Origin of the sequence: Nitrosomonas sp. JL21, from assembly GCF_009833095.1 — a bacterium.
Classification (GTDB): Bacteria; Pseudomonadota; Gammaproteobacteria; order Burkholderiales; family Nitrosomonadaceae; genus Nitrosomonas.
In genome coordinates, this window is the sequence record NZ_QRCB01000011.1 from 18,626 (window position 1) to 41,935 (window position 23,310).

22 protein-coding genes and 1 tRNA gene are annotated in these 23,310 nt (G+C 51.2%); 12 read left to right on the forward strand and 11 right to left on the reverse strand.

Annotated elements, in window-relative coordinates; all coding sequences use genetic code 11:
• Positions 1-7: 7 nt before the first annotated feature.
• The 3 genes from hisG to ABF87_RS04935 all read right to left on the reverse strand — a co-directional run bounded on the left by hisG (position 8) and on the right by ABF87_RS04935 (position 1,847).
• A complete protein-coding gene (gene hisG / locus ABF87_RS04925) occupies positions 8-652 on the reverse strand; it encodes an ATP phosphoribosyltransferase (RefSeq protein WP_160828025.1) in 645 nt (214 codons plus the stop codon).
• Positions 653-663: 11 nt separating this feature from the next.
• Positions 664-1,305, reverse strand: a complete 642-nt coding sequence (locus tag ABF87_RS04930) for a superoxide dismutase (protein WP_160828026.1) — start codon at positions 1,303-1,305, stop codon at positions 664-666.
• Between the two features lie 89 nt (positions 1,306-1,394).
• Entirely contained in the window at positions 1,395-1,847 is a 453-nt protein-coding gene (locus ABF87_RS04935; RefSeq protein WP_160828027.1) for a biopolymer transporter ExbD, read from the reverse strand.
• Positions 1,848-2,088: 241 nt separating this feature from the next.
• Between ABF87_RS04935 and purE the strand changes: the two genes are divergently transcribed.
• The 5 genes from purE (at position 2,089) to ABF87_RS04960 (ending at position 6,593) form a co-directional block, all read left to right on the forward strand.
• Positions 2,089-2,577, forward strand: a complete 489-nt coding sequence (gene purE, locus ABF87_RS04940; protein ID WP_160828028.1) for a 5-(carboxyamino)imidazole ribonucleotide mutase — start codon at positions 2,089-2,091, stop codon at positions 2,575-2,577.
• An 8-nt stretch (positions 2,578-2,585) separates the two neighbouring features.
• Positions 2,586-3,719 (forward strand): 5-(carboxyamino)imidazole ribonucleotide synthase, encoded by a 1,134-nt coding sequence (locus ABF87_RS04945; protein WP_160828082.1) that lies wholly within the window; start codon positions 2,586-2,588, stop codon positions 3,717-3,719.
• An 11-nt stretch (positions 3,720-3,730) separates the two neighbouring features.
• Positions 3,731-4,618 carry a phosphoribosylaminoimidazolesuccinocarboxamide synthase gene (locus tag ABF87_RS04950; protein WP_160828029.1) on the forward strand — a complete coding sequence of 296 codons (888 nt, stop codon included), beginning with the start codon at positions 3,731-3,733 and terminating at the stop codon, positions 4,616-4,618.
• 180 nt (positions 4,619-4,798) lie between these two features.
• Positions 4,799-5,365, forward strand: a complete 567-nt coding sequence (locus tag ABF87_RS04955) for a hemerythrin domain-containing protein (protein ID WP_160828030.1) — start codon at positions 4,799-4,801, stop codon at positions 5,363-5,365.
• Positions 5,366-5,597: 232 nt separating this feature from the next.
• On the forward strand, positions 5,598-6,593 hold the full coding sequence (locus ABF87_RS04960) for a ribonuclease T (RefSeq protein WP_160828031.1): 996 nt from the start codon (positions 5,598-5,600) through the stop codon (positions 6,591-6,593).
• A gap of 71 nt (positions 6,594-6,664) precedes the next feature.
• Here ABF87_RS04960 and ABF87_RS04965 read toward each other — a convergent pair whose 3' ends face one another.
• Together ABF87_RS04965 and ABF87_RS04970 are read right to left on the reverse strand one after the other, a co-directional pair.
• Positions 6,665-7,294: a hypothetical protein gene (locus tag ABF87_RS04965; RefSeq protein WP_160828032.1), complete on the reverse strand. Its 630-nt coding sequence runs from the start codon at positions 7,292-7,294 to the stop codon at positions 6,665-6,667.
• Positions 7,295-7,299: 5 nt separating this feature from the next.
• Positions 7,300-7,734: a glutathione peroxidase gene (locus ABF87_RS04970; RefSeq protein ID WP_240143529.1), complete on the reverse strand. Its 435-nt coding sequence runs from the start codon at positions 7,732-7,734 to the stop codon at positions 7,300-7,302.
• Between the two features lie 428 nt (positions 7,735-8,162).
• Here ABF87_RS04970 and ABF87_RS04975 point away from each other — a divergent pair, with 428 nt between their 5' ends.
• Positions 8,163-9,713 carry an amino acid permease gene (locus ABF87_RS04975; protein ID WP_160828034.1) on the forward strand — a complete coding sequence of 517 codons (1,551 nt, stop codon included), beginning with the start codon at positions 8,163-8,165 and terminating at the stop codon, positions 9,711-9,713.
• Positions 9,714-9,791: 78 nt separating this feature from the next.
• Here ABF87_RS04975 and ABF87_RS04980 read toward each other — a convergent pair whose 3' ends face one another.
• Entirely contained in the window at positions 9,792-12,443 is a 2,652-nt protein-coding gene (locus ABF87_RS04980) for an MMPL family transporter (RefSeq protein WP_160828035.1), read from the reverse strand.
• A gap of 92 nt (positions 12,444-12,535) precedes the next feature.
• Positions 12,536-13,168 (reverse strand): DedA family protein, encoded by a 633-nt coding sequence (locus tag ABF87_RS04985; RefSeq protein ID WP_160828036.1) that lies wholly within the window; start codon positions 13,166-13,168, stop codon positions 12,536-12,538.
• A 397-nt stretch (positions 13,169-13,565) separates the two neighbouring features.
• Here ABF87_RS04985 and ABF87_RS04990 point away from each other — a divergent pair, with 397 nt between their 5' ends.
• From ABF87_RS04990 to ABF87_RS05000, 3 genes are read left to right on the forward strand one after another with little or no spacing between them, the layout of a single operon-like run.
• Positions 13,566-14,021 carry an NUDIX hydrolase gene (locus ABF87_RS04990; RefSeq protein WP_160828037.1) on the forward strand — a complete coding sequence of 152 codons (456 nt, stop codon included), beginning with the start codon at positions 13,566-13,568 and terminating at the stop codon, positions 14,019-14,021.
• A 4-nt stretch (positions 14,022-14,025) separates the two neighbouring features.
• Positions 14,026-15,105 (forward strand): tRNA 2-thiouridine(34) synthase MnmA, encoded by a 1,080-nt coding sequence (mnmA, locus tag ABF87_RS04995; protein WP_160828038.1) that lies wholly within the window; start codon positions 14,026-14,028, stop codon positions 15,103-15,105.
• 52 nt (positions 15,106-15,157) lie between these two features.
• Complete coding sequence (locus tag ABF87_RS05000; protein ID WP_160828039.1) at positions 15,158-15,598, forward strand: DUF1810 domain-containing protein; 441 nt, start codon at positions 15,158-15,160, stop codon at positions 15,596-15,598.
• Between the two features lie 55 nt (positions 15,599-15,653).
• On the opposite strand, the gene ABF87_RS05005 is transcribed toward ABF87_RS05000, so the two are convergent.
• Positions 15,654-16,163, reverse strand: a complete 510-nt coding sequence (locus ABF87_RS05005; RefSeq protein WP_240143523.1) for a hypothetical protein — start codon at positions 16,161-16,163, stop codon at positions 15,654-15,656.
• 149 nt (positions 16,164-16,312) lie between these two features.
• Here ABF87_RS05005 and ABF87_RS05010 point away from each other — a divergent pair, with 149 nt between their 5' ends.
• Both ABF87_RS05010 and ABF87_RS05015 read left to right on the forward strand, forming a co-directional pair.
• Positions 16,313-16,594 (forward strand): hypothetical protein, encoded by a 282-nt coding sequence (locus ABF87_RS05010; protein WP_160828040.1) that lies wholly within the window; start codon positions 16,313-16,315, stop codon positions 16,592-16,594.
• An 801-nt stretch (positions 16,595-17,395) separates the two neighbouring features.
• On the forward strand, positions 17,396-17,851 hold the full coding sequence (locus ABF87_RS05015; RefSeq protein WP_160828041.1) for a PA2169 family four-helix-bundle protein: 456 nt from the start codon (positions 17,396-17,398) through the stop codon (positions 17,849-17,851).
• Positions 17,852-18,186: 335 nt separating this feature from the next.
• Here the strand turns inward: ABF87_RS05015 and ABF87_RS05020 are convergent.
• From ABF87_RS05020 to ABF87_RS05030, 3 genes are all read right to left on the reverse strand, one after another.
• Positions 18,187-18,262 (reverse strand) — tRNA-Asn (locus ABF87_RS05020).
• A gap of 159 nt (positions 18,263-18,421) precedes the next feature.
• Complete coding sequence (locus ABF87_RS05025; protein ID WP_160828042.1) at positions 18,422-19,813, reverse strand: PAS domain S-box protein; 1,392 nt, start codon at positions 19,811-19,813, stop codon at positions 18,422-18,424.
• Between the two features lie 15 nt (positions 19,814-19,828).
• Positions 19,829-22,261: an EAL domain-containing protein gene (locus tag ABF87_RS05030; protein WP_160828043.1), complete on the reverse strand. Its 2,433-nt coding sequence runs from the start codon at positions 22,259-22,261 to the stop codon at positions 19,829-19,831.
• Between the two features lie 366 nt (positions 22,262-22,627).
• Between ABF87_RS05030 and alkB the strand changes: the two genes are divergently transcribed.
• Positions 22,628-23,299: a DNA oxidative demethylase AlkB gene (alkB, locus tag ABF87_RS05035; RefSeq protein WP_160828044.1), complete on the forward strand. Its 672-nt coding sequence runs from the start codon at positions 22,628-22,630 to the stop codon at positions 23,297-23,299.
• The last annotated feature ends 11 nt before the right edge of the window (positions 23,300-23,310 follow it).

A 23,310-nucleotide genomic window follows, 5' to 3' on the forward strand; every position in this document is an offset into this window, starting at 1 on the left:
GATTTCCTCAGCGCGGGATGGCTTCGGAAAAAGCGTTCAGAACCGGCTGGATGATGTCCCTCTTGAGTTTCAGCGCAGCTTGATTGATGATCAACCGCGCCGAAATCGGCATGATTTCCTCGACCGCCACCAGCCGGTTGGCTTTCAGGGTATTACCGCTGGAAACGAGATCGACGATGGCATCCGCCAGTCCGACCAGCGGTGCCAGTTCCATCGAGCCGTACAGCTTGATCAGGTCGACATGAACGCCTTTTTGAGCAAAATGCTCGCGGGCGGTTTGCACATACTTGGTGGCGATGCGCAATCGCGCACCCTGGCGGACTGCGGAATCATAATCAAAGCCTTCGGGTACCGCCACCATCATCCTGCAACGCGCGATATTGAGATCCAGCGGTTGATATAGCCCTGCGCCGCCGTGTTCGAGCAGCACATCCTTGCCGGCAATGCCCAGATCGGCTGCACCATATTGCACATACGTGGGTACATCGGACGCGCGCACGATGATGAGGTGAACATTGGCCTGATTGGTGTCGAGAATCAATTTGCGCGAGGATTCCGGATCATCCAGCGCAACGATGCCGGCTGCTTTCAGTAACGGAGCGGTATCTTCGAAAATTCGCCCTTTTGACAGGGCGATGGTAATGTCAGTCATCGATCGAAAATTTATCCCAGATTAGCCGCGGCGAAATCCCAGTTGATCAATTTGTCGAGTATGGTGTTGACATAATCGGCACGTCGATTTTGATAATCCAGGTAGTAGGCGTGTTCCCATACATCGATGGTCAACAATGGTCGGACATTTTTGGTTAGCGGGGTTTCGGCATTGCCGGTTTTCACAACCGCGACCTTGTCGCCATCGGCGACGAGCCAGGCCCAGCCACTGCCAAATTGTGTCAGCGCCGCTTGAGCAAATTCTTTTTTGCAGGCGTCCAAACTGCCAAACGCAGCATCGATTTTTTGTTTGAGTGCGCCGGAAGGTTCGCCGCCGCCATTCGGTTTCAGGCTATGCCAATAGAACATATGATTCCAGACTTGGGCGGCATTATTGAAAATGGCTGCCTTATCGGCCTGGCCGGCCGTGGCCTTGATGATGTGCTCGAGCGATTGACCTGCCAGGTCGCTATTGGCCAGCAGATTGTTCAGATTGTCGACATAGGTTTTGTGGTGCTTGCCGTAATGGAAACTCAGCGTATTGGCGGTGATCACCGGTTCCAGTGCAGTATTGGCGTAAGGCAGCGGAGCGAGAATATATTGCGAGCCTGATTGAGCGGCCTTTGAAAAATTATCAAGATTGCAATTTGACATGATGTTCTCCTTAATTAAAATTGTTTGGATAAATGCGAGGTGACATTCAATTCTATGTCAATCGATGTCCGTCCGGGTCTTGAATGAAATTATTTGGGTTTGACGGATTGCTGGGTATTGCGGTCGGTCTCAGTCGTAAAGGTAATTTTATTGTATCCTGCCAGGCGAGCGGCTTCCATGATCGTGATGACGGATTGGTGAGCGGCTTTGGCATCGGCGTTGATGATGATGAACGGATCCGTCAGATTTTCGGCTGCCGATCGAAGCGCATCCCGCAAGGCTTCGATGCTGGAGGACTGGATCGGCGTCAGATTGATGGTATAGTCCCCGCCAGCGCTGACGGTAATATCGATGCTGCCGGGTTTCTGGGTATTTTTATCGACTTCTTCCCCACTGGCTTGCGGCAGGTTGATTTCGAGCTCGGCAAATTTTGAATAAGTCGTCGTGACCACCAAAAAAATCAATATGACGAGCAATACATCGATCATCGGAACCAGATTGATTTCCGGTTCGTCATTTTGTTTACCTCGTTGAAAATTCATAACACGTATCGCTATTCCAAGAAATATCAATGAAAGAAATTCGCGCTATTGAAAACGCCGGTCATTTCACAAGCGCAATGCCGAGTGCCCGTTAGTATAATACGATCGATGAGGATTATTATTAAAACCTGACGAAAAAATAATACAATTATTGCACAGCCTTATAGAATACCCGGCACGCGCCGCAGGGCGGAATCATTGCCGGCGCTCGCCTTGACAAACTCTGAAGAATTGGACTCGAATGATTAAACCATTGATTAGCGTAGTAATGGGCAGCAAAAGTGACTGGGATGTGATGCAGCATGCAGTGGCGATCCTGGATGAATTCTCGATTGCTTACGAAACCAAGGTGGTTTCAGCGCATCGTACGCCTGATCTGATGTTTCAATTTGCCGAAGAGGCCAAGCCGCGCGGCATCAAATGCATCATCGCCGGTGCCGGCGGGGCGGCGCATTTGCCGGGGATGATGGCCGCGAAAACGACGGTGCCGGTGCTTGGGGTTCCGGTCAACTCCAAACATCTGCAAGGGCTGGATTCATTGCTGTCCATCGTACAGATGCCGAAGGGAATCCCGGTCGCCACCTTTGCCATCGGGGAAGCGGGCGCAGCCAATGCCGGACTGTTTGCAGTGGAACTGCTGGCGATCAGTAACAGTGAATTGAGCGCGCAGCTTGACGAATACCGGAAAAAACAAACCGAAGCGGTGCTGTCTGCTGAGTTACCGGCATAATGCCTGTAATCCCTGTAATGCCTGGAGCGATGCTCGGCGTTCTCGGAGGCGGCCAGCTTGGGCGCATGTTTACCGCGGCCGCTCAGCAAATGGGGTATCAGGTCACGGTACTGGATCCAGCCGCGGATAGTCCCGCCGGACGAAGCGCCGATCGCTTGGTTTGTGCGGATTATAGCGATCAGGCGGCGCTCGGAAAGCTCGGCGAAGAATGTGCGGCCATTACCACCGAGTTTGAAAACATTCCTGCCGAATCACTACGGCAATTAAGCGAACGCTGCGTGGTCAGGCCGGATTCGCACAGCGTGGCGATTGCCCAGGATCGGGTGCTGGAGAAGCAATTCCTGCGCGATAACGGTTTTGCCGTTGCGCCATTTGCGGTCATCCAGCAGCCATCCGATCAAGCCGATCAGGCGATTGCTCATTTACTGCCGGGCATATTGAAGGTCAGCCAGTTCGGCTATGATGGCAAAGGTCAGAAATCAGTGAGTCATCAGGCAGATTTGACGGCTGCCTATGCGCAGTTGAATCATTCGGTCTGTGTGCTGGAGAAATTCATGCCGTTGCAGTGCGAAATCTCCGTGGTTGTGGCGCGCGGCAGTGATGGTGAAATCAAGACCTTTCCCGTTGCCGAGAATCAACATGTCAATGGCATTCTGGACATCAGCATCGTGCCGGCGCGAATTCCGCTGGCTTTGGCGCAGCAGGCTCAGGCTGTCGCTTGCCGGGTGGCTGAACGGTTGGATTACCAGGGCGTGCTCTGCGTCGAGTTTTTCGTCGTGCAGGACGATCAGCTCCTGGTGAATGAAATTGCTCCCCGGCCGCACAATAGCGGTCATTATTCGATCGACGCCTGCGTCACATCGCAGTTTGAGCAGCAAGTTCGTGCGTTGTGTAGTCTGCCGCTCGGAGCCACTACGCAGCACAGTGCCGCGGTGATGGTCAACCTGCTCGGCGATCTGTGGCAATACGGCACGCCTGACTGGAGCGTGGTTTTGCAACATCCCACCGCGAAACTGCATCTCTACGGCAAAAGCGACGCGCGGCCAGGCCGCAAAATGGGACATTTCACGGTACTCGGCGCTGACGTTGATGAAGCGCTGCAGCAGGCCATTCATATCAAACAACAGCTTCAATGCGATTGATTACAAAAACTATGACCTCTTCATCCGCGCTATTCGAAACCACCATCAAAAGCTTGCCATTTGTCCATCGCGGCAAAGTTCGCGATATTTATGCGGTCGATGCCGATCAATTGCTGATCGTGCAGACCGACCGACTGTCGGCATTCGATGTGATCCTGCCGACTGCAGTGCCTGCCAAAGGAAAAATCCTCACGGCGCTGTCGCAGTTCTGGTTTGACAAGCTTGCGCACGTCATGCCAAATCACCTGACCGGCATAGCGCCCGAGTTGGTCGTGGCCGCTGACGAGCGCGGTCAAGTTCAAGACCGTGCCTTTGTGGTCCAGCGGCTGAAACCACTGCCGATCGAAGTGATCGTGCGCGGCTATGTGATCGGCTCGGGATGGAACGATTATCAACGAACTGGCGCGATTTGCGGCATTCCACTGCCGCCAGGGCTGAAGCTGGCGGAACGATTACCTGGCGGCGCGATCTTCACGCCGTCGACCAAGGCTCCAGCCGGCCAGCACGATGAAAATATCTCGCTCGCGGACGTGGAAAAGCAACTCGGCAAGGATTTGACCGCGAAAGTCAGCCAAAAAGCTATCCAGCTTTATACCGAGGCTGCCGATTACGCCCTGTCGCGCGGTATCATCATTGCCGACACCAAGTTTGAATTCGGCTTGGATGACACAGGCGAACTGTACTTGATCGACGAAGTACTGACGCCGGATTCATCGCGCTTCTGGCCGGCAGACCGCTATCAACCGGACCAGAATCCGCCGAGCTTCGATAAGCAGTTCGTGCGCGATTGGCTCGAGCAGCAGGACTGGAACAAAAAAGCACCCGCTCCTGAGTTGCCGCAGGACGTTTTACGCCAAACCGTGGAGAAATATCAGGAAGCACTGCGGTTGCTGACGTAAAAAATATCCCTGTATTTCATAAGTATTTGACTTAATTCATTATCTCTTAATAGAAATTTCGAAGTAATCAGCAACTGTGTTGCTGTGTGATGAATTATCCAATTGTTTGATCATTCGCAACAAACCCTGCGATAGGTTCTGTTATGTTCGAGCATCAACGCTGCGTCACAGGAGGATGCTATGCATACAGTTCAACGCCAGCTTCATACCGACCATTACCATCTGCAACGGTTATTGAATTGCCTGAGTCATGAAATCGAGTGCTATGAATATAACAGTCACGAGAATGCCGATCTGACCGTGATATTGAGCGCATTGGATTATGTTCATGATTACCCGGATAAATGGCACCATCCTGCGGAAGATGTGATTTTCAGCAAGCTCGAACAGAAGGGTGTCAAGGAGTGTCCATTGATTGAGCAGCTCAAATCCGAGCATCGGCAAATCATCCAAGCCACGCATACCATTTATGAATTATTCAACATGGCGGCGGAAGATTGCATCGTGCCGGCCAATCAGTTGCTGGAGACGACCCGTCATTACATCGCGTTGCAGAAGCAGCATATACACAAGGAAAATGAATACATTTATCCGCTGATGAACAAGGTATTTTCCGATCAGGAATGGGATGCGATTGAAAAAGCCGTGAAGATCCGGAACGATCCATTGTTCGCCCATCAGTCCAAAAAAGAATACGAACTGCTGTATCACTACATTTTCGATCTGGAAGCCCATAAAAACCACTGAGGGTTCAGAATCGCAAGTACTGTGGCTGCAAACCGTGACGGAAGCGGTGATTTTTGCACTGCAAGGCTGCGGAGCCGGCATCCCTGACTGGATCCATTGCCCTGGTCACATTGAATTTTCTTCCTCACTGATGTGAGACGCGACGCAAGAGGTTCACGGCAGCTTTATCGATGACGTTCAATAATGATAAGCTGCCAGCCTATCATGTAGTACCCATCGCCGGAGGAAATCAATGTCGTACTCAAAAGAATTGTTTGTTCGTCATGTCGTCATGATCGTGTTGACAGTCTGCTGCGCCCCTTCGCTATGGGCTGCCAAAGCGACAGGTGTTTTTTCTGCACAGCAGGTATGCCCTGCCTATGTTTCAAAAAATAACCTCACCAATCCGGACAACGCGCAGATTCAGGCGGGAAGCGATTACACCGTTCTTGAAGCGAATCGGCCCAATCAACCGGATTGGTACCGTGTCATCGTATCCTCAGCCCAGCCTCGGGAACGCTGGGTCAGCGCCGATTGCGGTCAAGTGAAATTAACCCAACCGGATACGAATGGCAATGCGCAATGCGGGGTTGCCGGGCAAGCGGATAGTTTCGTGCTGGCGCTGTCCTGGCAGCCGGCTTTTTGTGAAACAAAACCGGATAAAGCGGAGTGTGCAATTACTGATCCGCAGGTCTATCAGGCGAGGCACTTCACGTTGCACGGCTTGTGGCCCAACAAGCGAACTTGCGGCATACAGTATGGTTTCTGCGGTGACGTCAAAGCCCAGAAGCAGAATTTCTGCGATTATCCGCAGCTTTCATTAACTCCCGCTTCACGCGCGGCGTTGGCCGAGGTCATGCCGAGTGTGACGGCCGGTTCCTGTCTCGAGCGGCACGAATGGCATAAGCATGGCACGTGCCAATCCGGCTCGATGGATGATTATTTCGACTTGGCGGTGGATTTGATACGTCAGTTCAACGATGCCGGTATGGCCTACTTCATGAACCGCCGGATCGGCCAGGATGTGCGTACCGCTGATTTTCTCGAACGCGCTGCCGCTGTGCTGGGGTCATCCGTGCGCGACCGTATCAAATTGACCTGCCAACAAGGCATGCTGGTGGAGGTTCAATTGAATTTGAATGCCGATCTAAGCCGCGGCGGCGATCTCGAAAAGTTGATCGTGAATGCACCGGTACAAGGAAATTCCAATTGCGGCGAAACCTTCCGCGTCGATGCGATTGGCCAATGAAATGAATACAGATGGGATAAAAAATTTTAAATCGCAAGGTTAAGGCAGAGGTGATGATCATGCTCAACCTGTCATGCCGGCAGTGCGAGATCAAGCTTGATCCCATACCGCACGGTTTGGTCAGTCTGTGTTTCGGCATTTTCGATCAGCACAGCCATGCAGGTGGTAATTTGATTAGAAAGTTGATGATCTTTCAAGAGCTTGCGAAAACGCTGCGCTTGATCATACGATAAATAGCCCACGGTATGTTCGCCAATATCGACGCGGATGACGTTGTCGTCGTATGGATTATCATTGACCGGCTCAAGCAGCGCCAGAAAAAAACGCCTTTTCGTGCCGGTGGAATCCGGATTGACGGGATTTTCCTGCGCCAATTGCTGGATTTCTTGTTGATAAGGAACCGCCGAGATGGTTACAGCATACTGTTTTGATTCCGGCCAGGCGTAATAGATCTTGGGGGTGGGTGAAGCGTTGTGGCTTGTTGAATTCGGGGTATCCTGGGCAGCGATTTTATGTCGGTTGGTATACAGAATGATCGCGCAAATCAGTGTTGCTGGCAGAATATGCGATTTGTCGGTGGCGGCACCTATCATTAACCCTAAAAATAATGCCAAGCCCAAAATCGGCCCCACGCCGATTTCCGGTTTTTCTTTACCGGAAGAGTCAGGCGCGGTGGGTGGCTGAGAGGATGACTCTTTCATTGGGTTTATTGCTGTAATGCCTTTTCGATCGCGGTGATTACCATCGGATCAGATGGCTTGGTATGCGGCGTAAAAAAAGTGATGTACTTGCCGTCGCGCCCAATCAAGTATTTTTGGAAATTCCAGGTCGGAAAAGTACCCGACAATTCGGCTAACTGTGCATAGAAAGGATGCGCGTGCTCTTTTTTCACCGGCGTTTTCTCGAACATCGGGAATTTGACGTCATAGGTGAGCCGGCAGAAATCCTGAATTTCTGCTTCGGTTCCGGGTTCCTGGCCCATGAAATCGTTCGACGGAAAACCGAGCACCACCAATCCTTGAGATTGATATTTTTCGAATAACTGCTCCAGTCCTTCGTATTGCGGCGTATAGCCGCATTTGCTGGCGGTGTTGACCACCAGCACAACTTTGCCGGCGTAGGCCTGGCACAGATTGACCATTTCCTCAGCCGCGAGTTTGCGGAAATTCTGGTCGAGCAACGAACTGTTGCACGCAAACACGGGAGTGGCCAGTAAGGCGATGATCATTATCAGTAGGATGCGCATCGATAACTCCTGAATTGATGGATTGATTGGGTGGGAAAACGTCGGGTAAATATTCTATCCCACTTCGTGTGTATTTTTGTGCGTGAACCGGGCAATAAGTTTCATTGAAGCAAGCTTAACTTCGGCAATAATGTCAAAGTAGCGGATCGAATCAGATGCGAAACTGCCGGGTCAGCTAAAATCGCTGAAAAATTTAAATTTTTAAGGCACTGCGTTGCTTTGATCCAGCGCATCGAATCTTTACCATAGCGTCATTTCTTGTACACTATGCCCGCGCTGAAGGTATCATTTAGCGCGATTCGTTTTCATTAAAGGGGAAATTTATGATCTTCTGGCGCGTGAAATCGCTGGATGCCATCCTGGCTACCGCTGAAAAGAAAAGCTTGCACCGATCCTTGGGTGTATGGCAACTGACGCTGCTGGGAATTGGTGCGATCATTGGCACCGGTATTTTCGTGCTGACGGCTGAAGCCGCGCAGAAAGCGGGGCCTGGAATGATGGTGTCGTTCGTGATCGCCAGTTTCGTGTGCACGGTAGCGGCGCTGTGTTATTCCGAATTATCGTCGATGGTGCCGGTTTCCGGATCGGCGTACACCTATTCGTATGCGGTGCTCGGCGAATTGGTCGCCTGGCTGGTCGGCTGGGCGCTGATGCTTGAATATTCAGTCGCGGCGAGCGCCGTGGCCGTTGGTTGGTCGGGTTATTTCGTCGGCCTGCTGGATCATTCGATGGGAATCAAATTGCCGTTCGGCTTGGTCAATGGCCCGTTTGCGGGCGGCATCATCAACTTGCCGGCGGTGTTCATCTGCCTGCTGGTGATTGCCTTGCTGGTCATCGGCACGCGGGAAAGTGCACGTTTCAACGCGGTGCTGGTAGCGATCAAGATTATGGCGTTGACGTTGTTCATCGCGTTGACGCTGCCTGTCATCAACCTCGACAATTTCGAACCGTTCCTGCCATTGGGTGAAACCGGTGTGATTGCGGCTGCATCGTCGATTTTCTTTGCTTATGTCGGATTCGATGCCGTTTCGACGGCGGCGGAAGAAACCAAGAATCCGCAGCGTAACGTCCCACTCGGATTGATCAGCTCGCTCGCGATTTGCACGGTGTTTTATCTGTTGATTTCGATGGGCGCAATCGGCGCAATCGGGGCGCAACCGGTGCTGGATGCAAGCGGTCGGAATCTGGTTCCCGGATCGCTGGCGCTGGCCGAGCACTGCCAGTCGCTGATGGCGGTGGGCCAACAACCGCTGGTTTGTTCGCGCGAAGCATTGGCGCTGGTGTTGCGCGAAATCGGCTGGGAAAAAATCGGCAATCTGCTCGGTCTCACGGCCTTCCTGGCATTGCCATCCGTGATTCTGATGATGCTGTTCGGGCAGACCCGCATATTTTTCGTGATGTCGCGCGATGGCCTTTTGCCGGAGGTGCTGAGCCGGATTCATCCGCGCTTCAAGACGCCGCACATCGTTACGTATGTGACCGGGCTGGGCGTCACGTTGGCGGCGGCCTTTCTGCCGGTCGGCAAATTGGCAGACATTTCCAATTCCGGTACGCTGTTCGCGTTCATGGTGGTCGCCTGCGCGGTGATGATTCTGCGCGTGAAGGACAGGCAACGCGAACGGCCATTCCGGGCGCCGATCATCTGGCTGGTGGGGCCGCTTGCGGTCATGGGTTGCATCATGCTGTTCCTGTTTCTACCCGCGGACGCCAAGCTGGTGTTCCCGATCTGGTCAGGGATAGGATTGATGTTTTATTTTCTCTATGGTTACCGCAAAAGTCATGTCGCCCTCGGTATCGATACGCCCAGCGGTGGCGAGGATGTGATCAGTCCGGTTCGACCGTTGGTCAATCAGGATCGCGAGGGCAGGCAGTAAATCACCGGGGAAACATTGAACAAGCGCGCAGATTTTTCAAGGTTTTTCGTGGACAGCAACCAAGAATTGTAAGAGCGCTCATGGGCGCGCAGCAGCCGGGACGCGCAATAACGCCGGCAATATCACCAACGTGCAGATCAGTGTGAACGTCAGCCCGACCGTCAGCATGATGCCCATGCTCGAGGTTCCCTGGTGCGATGAGAACATCAGGCTGGCGAAATCGACCAGCGCAGTCAGTGCGCTGAAAAAAATCGCCCGCGCCGTGCTGGTGTGAATCAGAATTTCGCTGACCAATTCGTTGTTCAGGCTGCGATACACCATGTGCAAGCTGCTGTCGATGCCCAGACCCAGCAACAACGGCAATGCGATGATATTGGCGAAATTGAAGGGCACATCCAGCAGCACCGTGAATGCGGCGGTGAACAAACTGGACAGCAGCAGCGGCAATAACACCAGCAGCGCGTATTTCACGCTACGTAACAGGATCAGCAGGATCGCCACGACGCCGACCAATGCCAGCAAGAACGCCTGAATGAACGCCTGCACGACGGCTTCGCCCGCCTCCAGGCTGATGACCGGAGTGCCGATCGCATGCGGCGCTATGGTTTGCACGGCATGCACGAAGCGTCGCAATGCCGAGTTGTCATTCAGATCCTCAGCCGGATAGACTGCCAGGCGGTATTCGCCTTTTTCGCTATACCAGCGACGACTCAGTGCGAGCGGAAGATCGTCCTGCTCGAACGCAACCGCTTCCGTGGCGGTATGCAAGCTTTGCAGCGCCAATGGCAATGTCGTCAGCAGGTCCTGCTCGACGGAACGCAACAGCGCGGCTTGTTCGCTGGCGCTCAAGCGATCGAGCCGCGCGATCAATTCACTCAGCGCCGCCTGCAATTGCCGCGCCGTGTCCGCGGTCGCATGTGTCGGATGATCGCGGGTGAAGCGATCCAATGCCGTGGTCAGCGCATCCAATGCGTGGCGTTGCTTTGCCTGCATCGCGTCATCATCGATAGCGCGGTTTGGAGCCTGCATCGACGGTGGAATCGATCCGATCGTCAGCGTCATTTCACTGATCAACGCAAGTTTTTCCTCTTGTCCACTTGGCACGAAATCAAGAATACTGGCCACCCGGTCGACTTCCGGCAGCTTGGCCAGCCGCTGCGCCAATTGCTCTGCCTCGGTTCGATCCTGAGCCAATACCGAGACATACCACGGTGAAAGATCGGGTTCCGTCAGCAATTCGCGAAACGTCTGTACGGCGCCGCCTTTCTGATCCTGCATGTTGAGCAGGTTGTAATCGAAGCGGACTTGCGGCATCAGCGTCAGCGCGGCAATGGTGGCCGCAAAAGTGATGGCATACGTCAATCGGTGCCATTTCAGCGAGAATTCAAGGACTTTTCCGACGGAACTCTTTCTGGTCGACTTTTGCGCATCTTTCTGCGGTAAATAGCGCAGCAGCGCCGGGCCGATCGTGAGCGTGACCAACAGGCTGATGATCATGCCGGTGCCCGAGATGATGCCCAGTTCCGCCACGCCGCTGTAATCGGTCGGCATGAAAGCATAAAAACCGATCGCATTGGTGATGGTGCACGCAGTCAGCGCAGCACCCGCGTCGCCGCCGGAGATGTGAATGGCGTCGGTCGGCGGCAGGCCGTTTTCCAGGACTTCGCGGTAGCGCAGCAGGAAATGGATCGCGAAATCAGCCCCGAGGCCGATATATAGCACTGCGAACGCGATCGAAATCAGATTCAGATGGCCGACCGCGGCAGTGGCGAATGCGGCGGTGAGAAGCAAGCCCATCAACAGGCAGATCAGTACATTCAGGATCAATCCGCCGGTACGCATCGCGAAGTACAGCACGACGCCCACCAAGACGAAAGTGATGATCCCGGCATATTCCATGCCGCTCAATGAGCTAGCGAGTTCTTCATCGGCCAATGCAGCTTCGCCGGTGATGCGCAATTGCACCGGCCCGTCTGCGGTGATGCCGATGCTTTCTGCGGCCTGGTACAAGGCTTTGATGGATTGTTCGCCGGGCAGCAGTTGGGTGAAATCCAGCTTGGGTTTTACAATGATCAGTTCCTGATAGGTACTTTTCTGGGTCTCACCGCCAAACAGCGTTTGCCACGACAATGCCCGCGCTGAACCGTTTAGGCGCGCATCCAGCGTCGTGCTGACTTCGCCGAGCACGGGCCGCAACTCCATGCTGCGCCCTTTCTGCAATTCCTCCACTGCCGTGGTCAGAATATCTGCAAAAGACGCCAATGTCGGGTCGCGAGTGATGCGTGCGATCAAGGGCTGCGCAGCGGCCACGCTATCGGTGATGCGCTCGAGCTCGGGGACACTCTGATAGAGCAAGCCATTGCGCGCGGTAAAATCATCTACCCGCGGAGGATAGACATCGTAAAAATGCGCGCTGTCCTGTTTCAATCGCGCGGCCAGCCGCTGCGTTGCCGAGCGGGCTTGTTCCGGCGTCGGCGCATTCAGGACCACCAGCAGCGTATCGATATCCTGCGGGAAGGTTTCGTTATAGTGTTTCAGGTTGACGCGGAAGGGCAATTCCTCCGACAGCATCTCGGCGGTATCGGTGTTCATGCCCAGGTTCTGTACGACATACCAGCCGCAGGCGACGGCGGTCAGCAAGGCCGCCAGCAGAACCCATGCGGCTTGCCGGTAGGCAATGTCGGTCCAGTGGGCAAAGATGTCGTGAATACGGCTGGATGAAGCTTGCATGAGTGCGGTTATCCTTCAGGTAGAAATCGGAATGATGGGTTGGTCATCGTAGGCATCGGCAGCCGGAATTCTTCATTCATGCGCTCATGCCGTCATTTCTTGTTGCGATGCTTGAGATATTCGATCACCGGCGGTGTGATCGATAGAATGATGATCGCCAGGATGACGAGCTTGAAATTCTGTTGAATGAACGGCAGTTGACCGAAATAAAATCCGGCATACACGAACGTGCCAACCCATAGCACTGCTCCGACGATGTTATAGGTGATGAAGGTTTTGTAAGGCATCGTGCCGATTCCGGCGACAAAGGGCGCAAACGTGCGGATGATCGGTATGAAACGCGCAATGATGATCGTTTTGGCGCCATATTTGACGTAGAACGCGTGCGTCCGGTCGAGATATTCACGCTTGAAGAAACGCGACTCTTGCGAAGTGAACACCCTGGGCCCAACTTTCTTGCCTATCCAATAATTGACACTGTCGCCAATGATGCCGGCGATGCACAATCCGATAAACAGCATATGCGGGCTGAGCTGGGAATTTTCGAGCGACGCCAGTGAGCCGGCCGCGAATAATAACGAATCGCCGGGCAGTAGCGGCAATATTACCAGTCCGGTTTCACAAAAGACGATCAGAAACAGGATGCCATAGATCCATAGCCCATATTCCGAGGCGAGTTCCTGCAGGTGAATGTCGATGTGGAGAATGAAATCAATGAGAAACATGGGCTTATCGGAAATCGTGCAGCAGATTCAAACATCTGCCCCAACAGTTAATGATTGTGGAATTTGGCAAGGCCCGTATTATGCAGGAACTTTTCCGAAAGCTCTAGGGAAGCTCCGATTAATTGACCGCATGAGCGAGTCGCCTCGTTGCACGGCATTTGTTCTCTTGGCTATCGTGTTGAATTGTCTCGGTTGTTGCGTTTCACGCGTCTTCACGTCATCTCATGCGCCGTACGTTTATTAAAGCGTGCAAGCTAGGTTTTCTTGTTGGGCTTGTGGTTGACCGCGCTGAATCCTTACCGGATCAATAGCAGCGGTGCGATAATAGCGTTTTATAGGGGTCAAAGGCAGCAATTGTGCTGAAAATTGGCCATTGATTGTTTTTATTTAGGACATCATGATCTGGAAACCCAACGTGACGGTGGCTGCTGTAATTGAGCAGAATGGTAAATATTTATTGGTCGAGGAAGAGCCGGAAATAGGCGCGGGTTTGTTTCTGAATCAGCCGGCAGGCCATCTCGATCCGGGAGAATCGATCATACACGGCGCGATTCGCGAAACCCTCGAGGAAACGGCCTACACCTTCGTGCCGGAGCATCTGCTGGGCATTTATCAATGGTATTCCCGCCGCATGGATACCACCTATCTGCGATTTGCATTCTGCGGCCGGGTGACCGATCACGATCCTGAGCGGGTATTGGATCAAGGCATTCTGCGAGCCGATTGGTTCAGTATCGACGAGATTGCGCAAGCAGAGCAGCGCCACCGCAGCCCCTTGGTGATGCAGTGCATTCGCGACCATATCGCGGGAAATCGCTATCCCTTGGCGTTATTGACTCACTATGACGCTTGACGCGATGAAAAACAAACGGGTGGTGGTCGGCATGTCCGGCGGCGTGGATTCATCGGTCGCTGCGTATTTGCTGAAGCAGCAGGGATACGACGTTGTCGGTTTGTTCATGAAAAACTGGGAAGACGATGATACCGATGAATATTGTTCTTCCCGCCAGGATTTTCTGGATGCGGTATCGGTTGCGGATGTCATCGATATTCCCATTGAAGTCGTGAATTTCTCGACGGAATACAAAGACCGCGTCTTTTCGCATTTTCTGGCCGAATACCAGGCCGGACGCACACCCAATCCCGATGTGCTGTGCAATGCGGAAATCAAGTTCAAGGCATTTCTGGAACATGCCCATACGCTTGGCGCCGACCATATCGCCACCGGCCATTACGCCCAAGTGCGAAAAGTGGGCGACACGTTTCAGCTGCTGAAAGGGGAAGACGGCAACAAGGACCAGAGCTATTTTTTATACCGACTGAATCAAGCACAGCTGGCCACCACGTTATTTCCGGTCGGGCATTTATACAAGCGCGACGTTCGCAGAATCGCCGAGGAATTGAAACTGCCGAATTTCTCGAAAAAAGACAGCACCGGCATCTGTTTTATTGGCGAGCGGCCGTTCCGCGAATTCCTGAATCGCTATCTGCCGCATCAGCCGGGTGAGATTCAGACACCGGACGGCAAAGTCGTGGGCAAGCATCTCGGACTGATGTACTACACCATCGGGCAACGGCAGGGTTTGGGAATCGGCGGCACGCGCGAGGGCAGCGATGAGCCGTGGTTTGTTTTCGGCAAGGATATGGCGAGAAATGTGCTGATCGTAGTCCAGGGGCATGATCATCCGAGTTTGTTCCAGCCGGCATTGAAAGCCGCCGACCTGACTTGGATCAGCGGCAAACAGCCGCACTGCAATTGGGTTTACGCCGCAAAAACGCGCTACCGCCAGGTGGATGCGCCGTGCGCGATTGCGCGTTTTACCGAAGATTACTGCGAAGTCGATTTTGCGCAGGATCAGTGGGCGGTGACGCCCGGGCAGTCGGTCGTCATTTATGAAAGCAAAGTATGTCTGGGTGGTGGCGTGATCGTGGAATGATCGGTGATGCCGCCAAGACAGTGAGAATTTCGATCAGCCGTGAGGAATAGTTGTGGCAGAAGACCCCGATCCCCCCGATCCTTATGATCTCGATCGTTTCGTCCAAGCGCAGGCGCATGACTTTGAGCTTGCCTTGGCTGAGATTGCGCAGGGGCAAAAGCGCTCGCATTGGATGTGGTATATCTTTCCCCAATTTGCCGGGCTTGGTTTGAGCTCGATGTCGCGGCGCTATGCGATCGAGAGCATCGCGGAAGCGCATGCGTATTTAAACCACCGATTGCTTGGCCCGAGGCTTGTGCAGTGCTTCGAGACGCTGCTGACGATCAACGACCGAACAGCCCATGAGATTTTTGGTTCACCGGATGATCTGAAGCTGAAATCCTCTGCGACATTATTCGCCAGCGTGACGCCTCCGGGTTCAGTATTCGAACGCGTGCTCGACCGGTATTTCCACGGTGAACGTGACTTGAAAACCTTGGATTTGATCCGTTAGTATTCCCGCGCTCAAGAACCGTAACTTATTATTTCCAGAACTTCTTCAGCGGGAGTCACCGCACCGCATGACCCATGACTTTGATAATCGTCCAGTCAAAGTCATGAATATGACTATCCTCGTTCGCCAGCGGCATCGATAACGCGCCTTTGGATAGCGGCGGTATTTCCAGGTTGATCTGATGCACTTTGGGTTCGTGCGACATCGTTGCGTGCATGTCGCCGTGATGGTGGCCGTGGATCGGCGTCATGCTGACGATCAGTTGCGCGACCTGGTAATTGTCGTTGCCATTGTAGACCGTGCCGCTGAAAATTCCCCAGCCGAAGCCTGCGGTGATGTCCAGTTTCTCGACGGCGTCTTTCGGCAATTCGATCAACTCGGAAGATGAGCAGCACGTTGCCGCCGCAGAAGCTTCGGCCGATACTGCCGTTGCCGGAGAAACGATCAGCAGGATTGAAAATAAGCAGGTAAAAATCAGTGTCGTCAATTGAAGCAGATTAATCATGGGTTGTCCTTGCAGCCAGGAAAATAAATCGAAATCGTGCCGGATTATAAATCCATTCATCAGGCTCAGGTTTGGCAATATGAATCTAATTGGAAGCTCATGATTAATGATGTGGCGATAAAGGTATTGCTGGCGCTGGTTACACCATTTTTAGTTGTAAAAATCTCATCATTGCTTTGCAAAGTCCTAACCTCGACTCTCCAGAATAAATGGTGGCTGATAGGTTAATCAAAGGCGGAGAGTTCCATGTTTTAAATCAATCAAGTCGCAGGATGCCGCCGTCCGCAACAACTTCTCGATATCAAAAAAATCAGCTTGAAGCTTTTATTAAGGCACTGAAAACAAAGCTACTGGACAGAAAAAGCGGATTCGGTAAGGAGTATTTAAAGCTACTGGTGAATGAGAGCCGCATCAAAGACAATCAAATAGAGATAACCGGCAGCTATTCTGCGCTTGCTCACCTGTGGAAGAAACAAAAAGCACTCTCTTGAGTGCTCAGTTTTGTACTGAATTGGTTCACCAAAATGGATAAATCTAGGCAGTGGTTTATCACGGTTTCTGTTTGATATTTTGATAAAGATATTTAGTCGACCCAGAATCAATCTGGGCCATAGATATCCAAACCTAATTCAATACCGCACTGTCCGAGAGCAGACAATGTTCTAGGCGATAATGATAAGCCTTCATTACTACTTCCCATAAATAATCCACAAAATATATCTACTTCAAATCGCATAAACGCACCTTTTGATTTTCCCCGTCCAAGTAACACGGGGCTACAAATACATGGATTCTAAGATAGCAGATAGCAGTTTTTCAATAATTTTTCTGTAAGAAAAATCACATCAACAATTAAGCTCAATTCACCTTTTTCAAAGTCTATACCGGGCTGTCCTCTGGTGAATGCAGAGTTTGGTTTTTGCTAATCGGCAATCGTCGCAGCGACGCGACCTTGGAGCGGAGCGTGCGCACGAGTGCCTTTGTAGGATAGCGCGGTGTAATTCAGTAAACACAACATTTTCAGAAACTGTCACAGAACACGTCCTGCTTCTCTAGATCGGAGCTGTGTCATTATGCCAATTTTCTTTGTGATATCAGTACTATAGATGTAGATATTTGGTTGATAGTTGTTAACATTTTTTGGATAGCGTTTATTATCACATTTAGATGACATTGATTCGAAACCATTTACTGTAGGTATTCTAGCGCACAGACTATTATTAAATTTTTAATCATCATTTCCTTTGAAATGTTGATGGATTTATCTTGCTATTAATCTTTAGGAGAATGAGATGACTAATGAAAAAAGTATTGATGTATTAAATGATTTAATCGAAACTTCTCGCGATGGTGTTGAAGGTTTCAGAAAATGTGCAGAGGATTCCCATGATCCAACATTGAGAATGTACTTTGAAGACCGTTCAAAGAGTTGTGATGAGGCAATTCGATCTTTGAGTGAAGAGGTAAGAAAATTAGGAGGTGAACCAGCTACAGGTGGATCGACTACAGGTGCTTTACATAGAATGTGGATTGATTTTCGTACTGCAATTACTAACAAAGATAATCTTGCTGTATTGGAAGAATGTGAAAGGGCTGAAGATATTGCGCTTGAAGCATATGAAGACGCTTTGAAAGAAGAACTGTCTGATAATCTTCGATCTTTGATTACTCAGCAGTTAGATGGAGTAAGAAGAAATCATGATCGTGTTCACCAACTTAGAGATGAGGCAGAGGCTAATCCTTCTTAGTTTTCAATAATCAATTTGTCCAATCTCGTCAGAAAATTATCTCAAAAATAAAGGCATATTGCCCTGACGGGTCATGCTGTCTTCGTCGGTTTTCCAATCTTCGTTGAATTCCAAACCAACTATATTCAGGAGAATGAGATGGATAATGAAAGCAAGCTTATCGGTGGAGTAGGGGAGTGGGAGAAGAGTGCAAAGGTTAATCAATAAGCGCAATAACGAGATTTTGTTATTAAAATCCTAAAATAGTCTGGGCTGATATTGTGAATTATTATTTGATGGAAAATTAAAATTGCGGAACAGAATTAATTAATATTTCTTGTAAGTTCCTGATTATGTGGCTCCCCGACCAGGGCTCGAACCTGGGACCTGCGGATTAACAGTCCGTCGCTCTACCGACTGAGCTATCGGGGAAAATGGTGAGTTGCGCATGTTAACGTTTTGAGCCTTTTTGGTCAACTGTCGTGTGGCTGTAGCGCAATAAATCTCTTACCCGGATTCTGAACCTCAATCGGAATCAGGTAATGATGCGATGCTATGGGAGATTGTCCGTTGTTTCCCATGCCAGAGGGATCACACGGGAACCATGAGCGTAAAGCGCGTGGGATTCTTGCGCTGTATGGTCAGCTCAGCGGAGATCTGCTCACTCAGGAGCGTCACCAATTGCAGTCCCAGGGTTGAGGTATTATCGATATCCAATTCCTCCGGGAGACCTCTGCCATCGTCGCTGACGATCACTTGTAAGCGATGGTTGTCGAGATATTTGAGCGCGATATGAATATGTCCCCGATGGTTCAGAGCAAATGCATATTTCATGGCATTGGTGCACAATTCATTGAGGATCAATCCCAGCGGAATGCTGATATTGATCGGGAGCAGAACGTGATCAGCGTCGATGACAATATGGATGTTCGACGTATTCAAGGCATAGGAAGCTGAAAGATTGCTGACCAGGCTTTCAGTGACGGCGCTGAAATCGACGCGTGAAAAATCGGTCGATTCATACAGGATTTGATGAATCATGGCCATCGATTTGACTCTATTCTGGCTTTCTTTCAGAATTCCAATGGCGGCGCCGTTCATCGATCTGTCGGATTGCATACCCAGCAGGCTGTCGATGATTTGCAGGTTATTTTTGACGCGATGATGAATTTCGGACAATAGCAGATCTTTTTCTTTGAGGGCGGCCTTCAACTGTTCTTCCTGATGCTTCCGTTCCGTGATGTCGATCACCGAAGCCAGAATCATCTGGCCCTGCGGCGTTTGGATCGGATTCAGGCCGACTTCAACCGGAAATTCCAGGCCGTTTTTGTGCAATCCGAACAAATCTCTTCCATGACCCATGGCGCGCGCGCTCGGTTGTTCGAGATAATTTTTTCTCAGTTGCGGATGATGACGGCGATGCGTTTGCGGTATCAGCATTTCGATCGAGTGATTCATCAATTCGTTGCGGGCATAGCCGAATAATGTTTCGGTTGTCGTATTCACCATCACGATGATGCCATTGCGATCGGACATGATCATGCCGTTGGGCGATGCTTCCACGGCAAGTCGCAGCATATTTTCGGCAAAATTGCGGTCGCTGATATCGACGATGGCTGCGAGCACATAGATGCCATATTGCGTTTCGATCGGATTGAGGCCCACTTCGATCGGAAATTCCTTGCCATTTTTATGCAAACCGTACACGTCCTTTCCATGACCCATCGGACGGGATGTCGATTCTCCGATATAAGCCTGGCGGTATTCCGGATGTTTTTGACGGAACCGCTCGGGTAATAGGATTTCAAGAGGATGACCGAGAAGTTCGTGTCGATCGTAACCGAACAGCTTCTCCGTCATGGAATTCGCCATCACGATCTTGCCTTCACTACCCATCATTACCATGCCGCTCGGCGACGCTTCGACAGCGAGATGCATCATTTCATTGGTATTGCCGAAATTTTTCAAATGGGCGAAGGGCATGGTGACGGCGTGGCTTCAGGTGTTTGGGCGAATAGGCGAATTTTTGATCAACCCGGGGATGTATTCCGGCGCTACCGGTTTGCTGAGCAGATAGCCTTGCAATTCGTTACAACCCAGTTCAGTCAAAAAAGCGATTTGTTCCTGTGCCTCGATGCCTTCGGCAATCACCTGCAATCCAAGCTTCTGCGCCAGCACCATAATGGCGGCGGCAATGGCGCAGTCATTGTCGTCTTCAGGAATGCCCTTGACGAAACTTTGATCGATTTTCAATCGATGGATCGGAAGATTTTTTAGCGAGCTCAGGCATGAATAACCGGTGCCAAAATCATCTATGGAGATGGAAAGGCCCAGATTCTCCAATTGCTCCAGGCAATTGATGTAGATTAATTCATCCTGCAGGCAGGATTCAGTGACTTCCAATTCCAGCAAATGAGCCGGAAGTGCGTATTGATACAGGAGCTTGGCAATAAAATTGTGGAAATTCTTGTCCGCGAGCTGCCGTATCGAAATATTGACGGCGATTCGTAAATCGCTCAGCCCGTTCGCGTGCCATTGGCTGAGTTGCTTGCAGGCTTCGGTCAGCACCCAATTTCCGATCTCGATGATCAGCCGGCTCGTTTCGGCGACCGGAATGATGTCGATCGGGAGTAACAATCCCTTAGTCGGATGCTGCCAGCGAATCAGCGCTTCGACCCCCGTGATGCGCTTTTCGGTCGGAGAGAACTGGGGCTGGTAGAACAACATGAACTGTTGCTTTGCCAAGGCGTGGTGAAGTTCCTGCTCCCGGGTCAGATGATGTGCGGCTTTCTGGGTCAATGCGGAGTGATAGAAGGCATAGTTATTCCTGCCTTTGTTCTTTGCCTCATACATCGCAGTATCCGCCATCTGCAGTAGTTCCTCCGGATGAGCGGAATGATCCGGGTAAGCACTGATGCCAATGCTACATGACGGAATGATTTCCATATTTTCAACGATGACCGGCATGGCCAGGCTTTCCAATATTTTTTCCGCCACTCTGATCAAAGCGTCATTCGATTCGGCGCGGCTCACGATCACGATGAATTCGTCTCCACCGAGCCTTCCCAGCGTGTCGCACTGGCGCAATACCGACAGCATGCGGTGCGACACGAAGCATAATAGCGTGTCGCCGCTGTTGTGCCCCAAGGTATCGTTGATGCGCTTGAAGTTATCCAAATCGATGAATAGCACGCCCAGCATCGAAGATTCGCGTATCGCGACCGCCAATGCCTGCTTGAGGCGATCCATGATCAGCATGCGGTTCGGCAGATTGGTCAAACTGTCATAGTAAGCGATATGCGAGAGTTGCTCGGTCGTTTCGCGGATGACCGTGATATCCGATATCATTACGACAAACTGTTGAGTCGTGCCTGCGTCAGAATGAATGAGGCCGATGTTCAGCCAGGCATAGAGGCTGTCCATATTCTTCTTGAGCACACTGACTTCACCTTGCCATTGACCATTCTGATGGCATGCAAGCCAGATCTTGTTATACATATCCTCACCCAGTGAGAATCGGTTCAAGAACGGCAATTCCTTGTTGATGAGGTCGTGGTGCTCAAAACCGGTCATGCTGAAGAAAGCGTTATTGGCACGATCGAAACGTTTGTCTTCATTCAGAATGATGATGCCTTCCGCAGCACATTCGAACACTGTTGCCGCCTGTGCCAGTTTGTTTCGTGCTGAGCGGCTTTCGGTCGTGTTTTGCAGTATACCGACAATCTGAGGTTGGTCGGCTGCCGCGTCACTGAAGGATTTACCGTATAGTTTGTACCAAACGGGAGTTTCACTGCCGCAGTCGACTTGGAATTCCAGATCGGCGGTCTTTCCTTTGCTGCTGCGCAGTCGATCAATGAATTGCGCGAGTTTGTGTTTGTCGTCATCATGCATGGCAGTCATAACACTGTTCCAGTCCGGCAACGGCAAAGCCCCGCCATGCGGAGTTTTATTCAAGATGATGTCTTGTGAATCCGCCGCCATTTCCCAGGTTCCCAGATTCGCGGCTTCCAGAGCCAGACGAAAATGCTGTTCGTTCTTTTTGAGCACGATGTCGCATTCAAAACGCTCCAGGCTCACCTGAATGATGATATGGAGTTCCCGGTCCGAAAATGGCTTCAATAAATAGCCATACGGTTTGGTGGTCTTGGCGCGGGCAAGCGTCTTTTCTTCCGAAAATGCAGTCAGATAAACGATCGGGATATGATGGGTTTTTTGCAGCAGAGCAACGACTTCGATACCATCCATGCTGCCTTGAATATGAATATCCATCAGTACGAGGCTGGGGACTTCCTGGTTGATCAGTGCCAGCACTTTATCGCTATTGGCCGCGGTTCCCGTAATATGATAGCCCAGCTTGGTCAGTCGCCTTTTCAGATCGAGGGCGACGATCGTTTCGTCTTCTACGATGAGTATTTTGATGGGTTCGTTCATCAGGTTTCCTTCCTCTGAAAGCGTATGGAATGAATGAGCAATTTTTTCAGGGATAGACATTCATGGCTCCGGGACGAGGAAGCAGCGCGTGGATGGGGTGATATGATGATTTGACATTTCAATATCCTCACTCTCTTTGCGGTAACCCACTATGGAAGTGACTGCAAAATAACATAAAAATGGAATGCGATAACATCAGCAATGTCTGACATCTATATCGGAAGAATTATCTTGAAGAAATTCAGAAAATTTAATGCTTATAGCCGGATTTCAAGCGAAAATGGCGGAGAAAGTGCTGTCACGATCCGTACAGTGTCATTGATCTGCTACGGTTACTGAGGGTGAGCAGAATGGATGGGCAGGGTTATGAGTTTGTTTGAAGACGACGCATTATTTCAAGGGCAGCAACAGCAGAAATTATGCACGGGCGCATTCGTGTTGCGAGGCTTTGCATTTGCTCAAGCAATGGCGCTGCATGAGGCAGTGAGCCGGATGACGGTGCGAGCGCCATTCCGGAATATGGTTACGCCGGGAGGTTTTTGCATGTCGGTCGCGATGACGAATTGCGGTTCCTATGGCTGGATTTCGGATTCCATAGGTTATCGCTATGACGCCATCGATCCGCAGAGTGGTCAGCCCTGGCCCAGAATGCCTGAAATTTTTATGGCATTGGCGCAGAGTGCCGCGGCAGCGACAGGATTTCAGAAGTATGTTCCCGATGCCTGCCTGATCAATCGGTATGATCCTGGAACCCGACTATCCATGCACCAGGATATGGATGAGCACGATAAAGAAGCGCCCATCGTTTCGGTCTCCTTGGGAATTCCAGCGGTTTTCCTGTGGGGTGGCATGCGGCGTCAGGATGAACACATCCGGATACCTTTATTTCATGGCGATGTCGTGGTCTGGGGCGGGCCGGCGAGATTTCGCTATCATGGCGTATTGCCTATTAAAGAGGAATGTCATACATTAACCGGCAGGTGTCGTATCAATCTGACGTTTCGCAAGGTTATGGATGATTCTCAGGGCAGCGGATGACAAGAATAAGC

What these genes read in the sequence shown, in the direction of transcription:
- hisG (WP_160828025.1), bottom strand. Translation starts at nt 652, where the DNA reads ATGACTGACATTACCATCGCCCTGTCAAAAGGGCGAATTTTCGAAGAT.
- ABF87_RS04930 (WP_160828026.1), bottom strand. Translation starts at nt 1,305, where the DNA reads ATGTCAAATTGCAATCTTGATAATTTTTCAAAGGCCGCTCAATCAGGC.
- ABF87_RS04935 (WP_160828027.1), bottom strand. Translation starts at nt 1,847, where the DNA reads ATGAATTTTCAACGAGGTAAACAAAATGACGAACCGGAAATCAATCTG.
- purE (WP_160828028.1), top strand. Translation starts at nt 2,089, where the DNA reads ATGATTAAACCATTGATTAGCGTAGTAATGGGCAGCAAAAGTGACTGG.
- ABF87_RS04950 (WP_160828029.1), top strand. Translation starts at nt 3,731, where the DNA reads ATGACCTCTTCATCCGCGCTATTCGAAACCACCATCAAAAGCTTGCCA.
- ABF87_RS04955 (WP_160828030.1), top strand. Translation starts at nt 4,799, where the DNA reads ATGCATACAGTTCAACGCCAGCTTCATACCGACCATTACCATCTGCAA.
- ABF87_RS04960 (WP_160828031.1), top strand. Translation starts at nt 5,598, where the DNA reads ATGTCGTACTCAAAAGAATTGTTTGTTCGTCATGTCGTCATGATCGTG.
- ABF87_RS04965 (WP_160828032.1), bottom strand. Translation starts at nt 7,294, where the DNA reads ATGAAAGAGTCATCCTCTCAGCCACCCACCGCGCCTGACTCTTCCGGT.
- ABF87_RS04970 (WP_240143529.1), bottom strand. Translation starts at nt 7,734, where the DNA reads ATGGTCAATCTGTGCCAGGCCTACGCCGGCAAAGTTGTGCTGGTGGTC.
- ABF87_RS04975 (WP_160828034.1), top strand. Translation starts at nt 8,163, where the DNA reads ATGATCTTCTGGCGCGTGAAATCGCTGGATGCCATCCTGGCTACCGCT.
- ABF87_RS04980 (WP_160828035.1), bottom strand. Translation starts at nt 12,443, where the DNA reads ATGCAAGCTTCATCCAGCCGTATTCACGACATCTTTGCCCACTGGACC.
- ABF87_RS04985 (WP_160828036.1), bottom strand. Translation starts at nt 13,168, where the DNA reads ATGTTTCTCATTGATTTCATTCTCCACATCGACATTCACCTGCAGGAA.
- ABF87_RS04990 (WP_160828037.1), top strand. Translation starts at nt 13,566, where the DNA reads ATGATCTGGAAACCCAACGTGACGGTGGCTGCTGTAATTGAGCAGAAT.
- mnmA (WP_160828038.1), top strand. Translation starts at nt 14,026, where the DNA reads ATGAAAAACAAACGGGTGGTGGTCGGCATGTCCGGCGGCGTGGATTCA.
- ABF87_RS05005 (WP_240143523.1), bottom strand. Translation starts at nt 16,163, where the DNA reads ATGAATGGATTTATAATCCGGCACGATTTCGATTTATTTTCCTGGCTG.
- ABF87_RS05010 (WP_160828040.1), top strand. Translation starts at nt 16,313, where the DNA reads ATGGTGGCTGATAGGTTAATCAAAGGCGGAGAGTTCCATGTTTTAAAT.
- ABF87_RS05015 (WP_160828041.1), top strand. Translation starts at nt 17,396, where the DNA reads ATGACTAATGAAAAAAGTATTGATGTATTAAATGATTTAATCGAAACT.
- ABF87_RS05025 (WP_160828042.1), bottom strand. Translation starts at nt 19,813, where the DNA reads ATGCCCTTCGCCCATTTGAAAAATTTCGGCAATACCAATGAAATGATG.
- ABF87_RS05030 (WP_160828043.1), bottom strand. Translation starts at nt 22,261, where the DNA reads ATGAACGAACCCATCAAAATACTCATCGTAGAAGACGAAACGATCGTC.
- alkB (WP_160828044.1), top strand. Translation starts at nt 22,628, where the DNA reads ATGAGTTTGTTTGAAGACGACGCATTATTTCAAGGGCAGCAACAGCAG.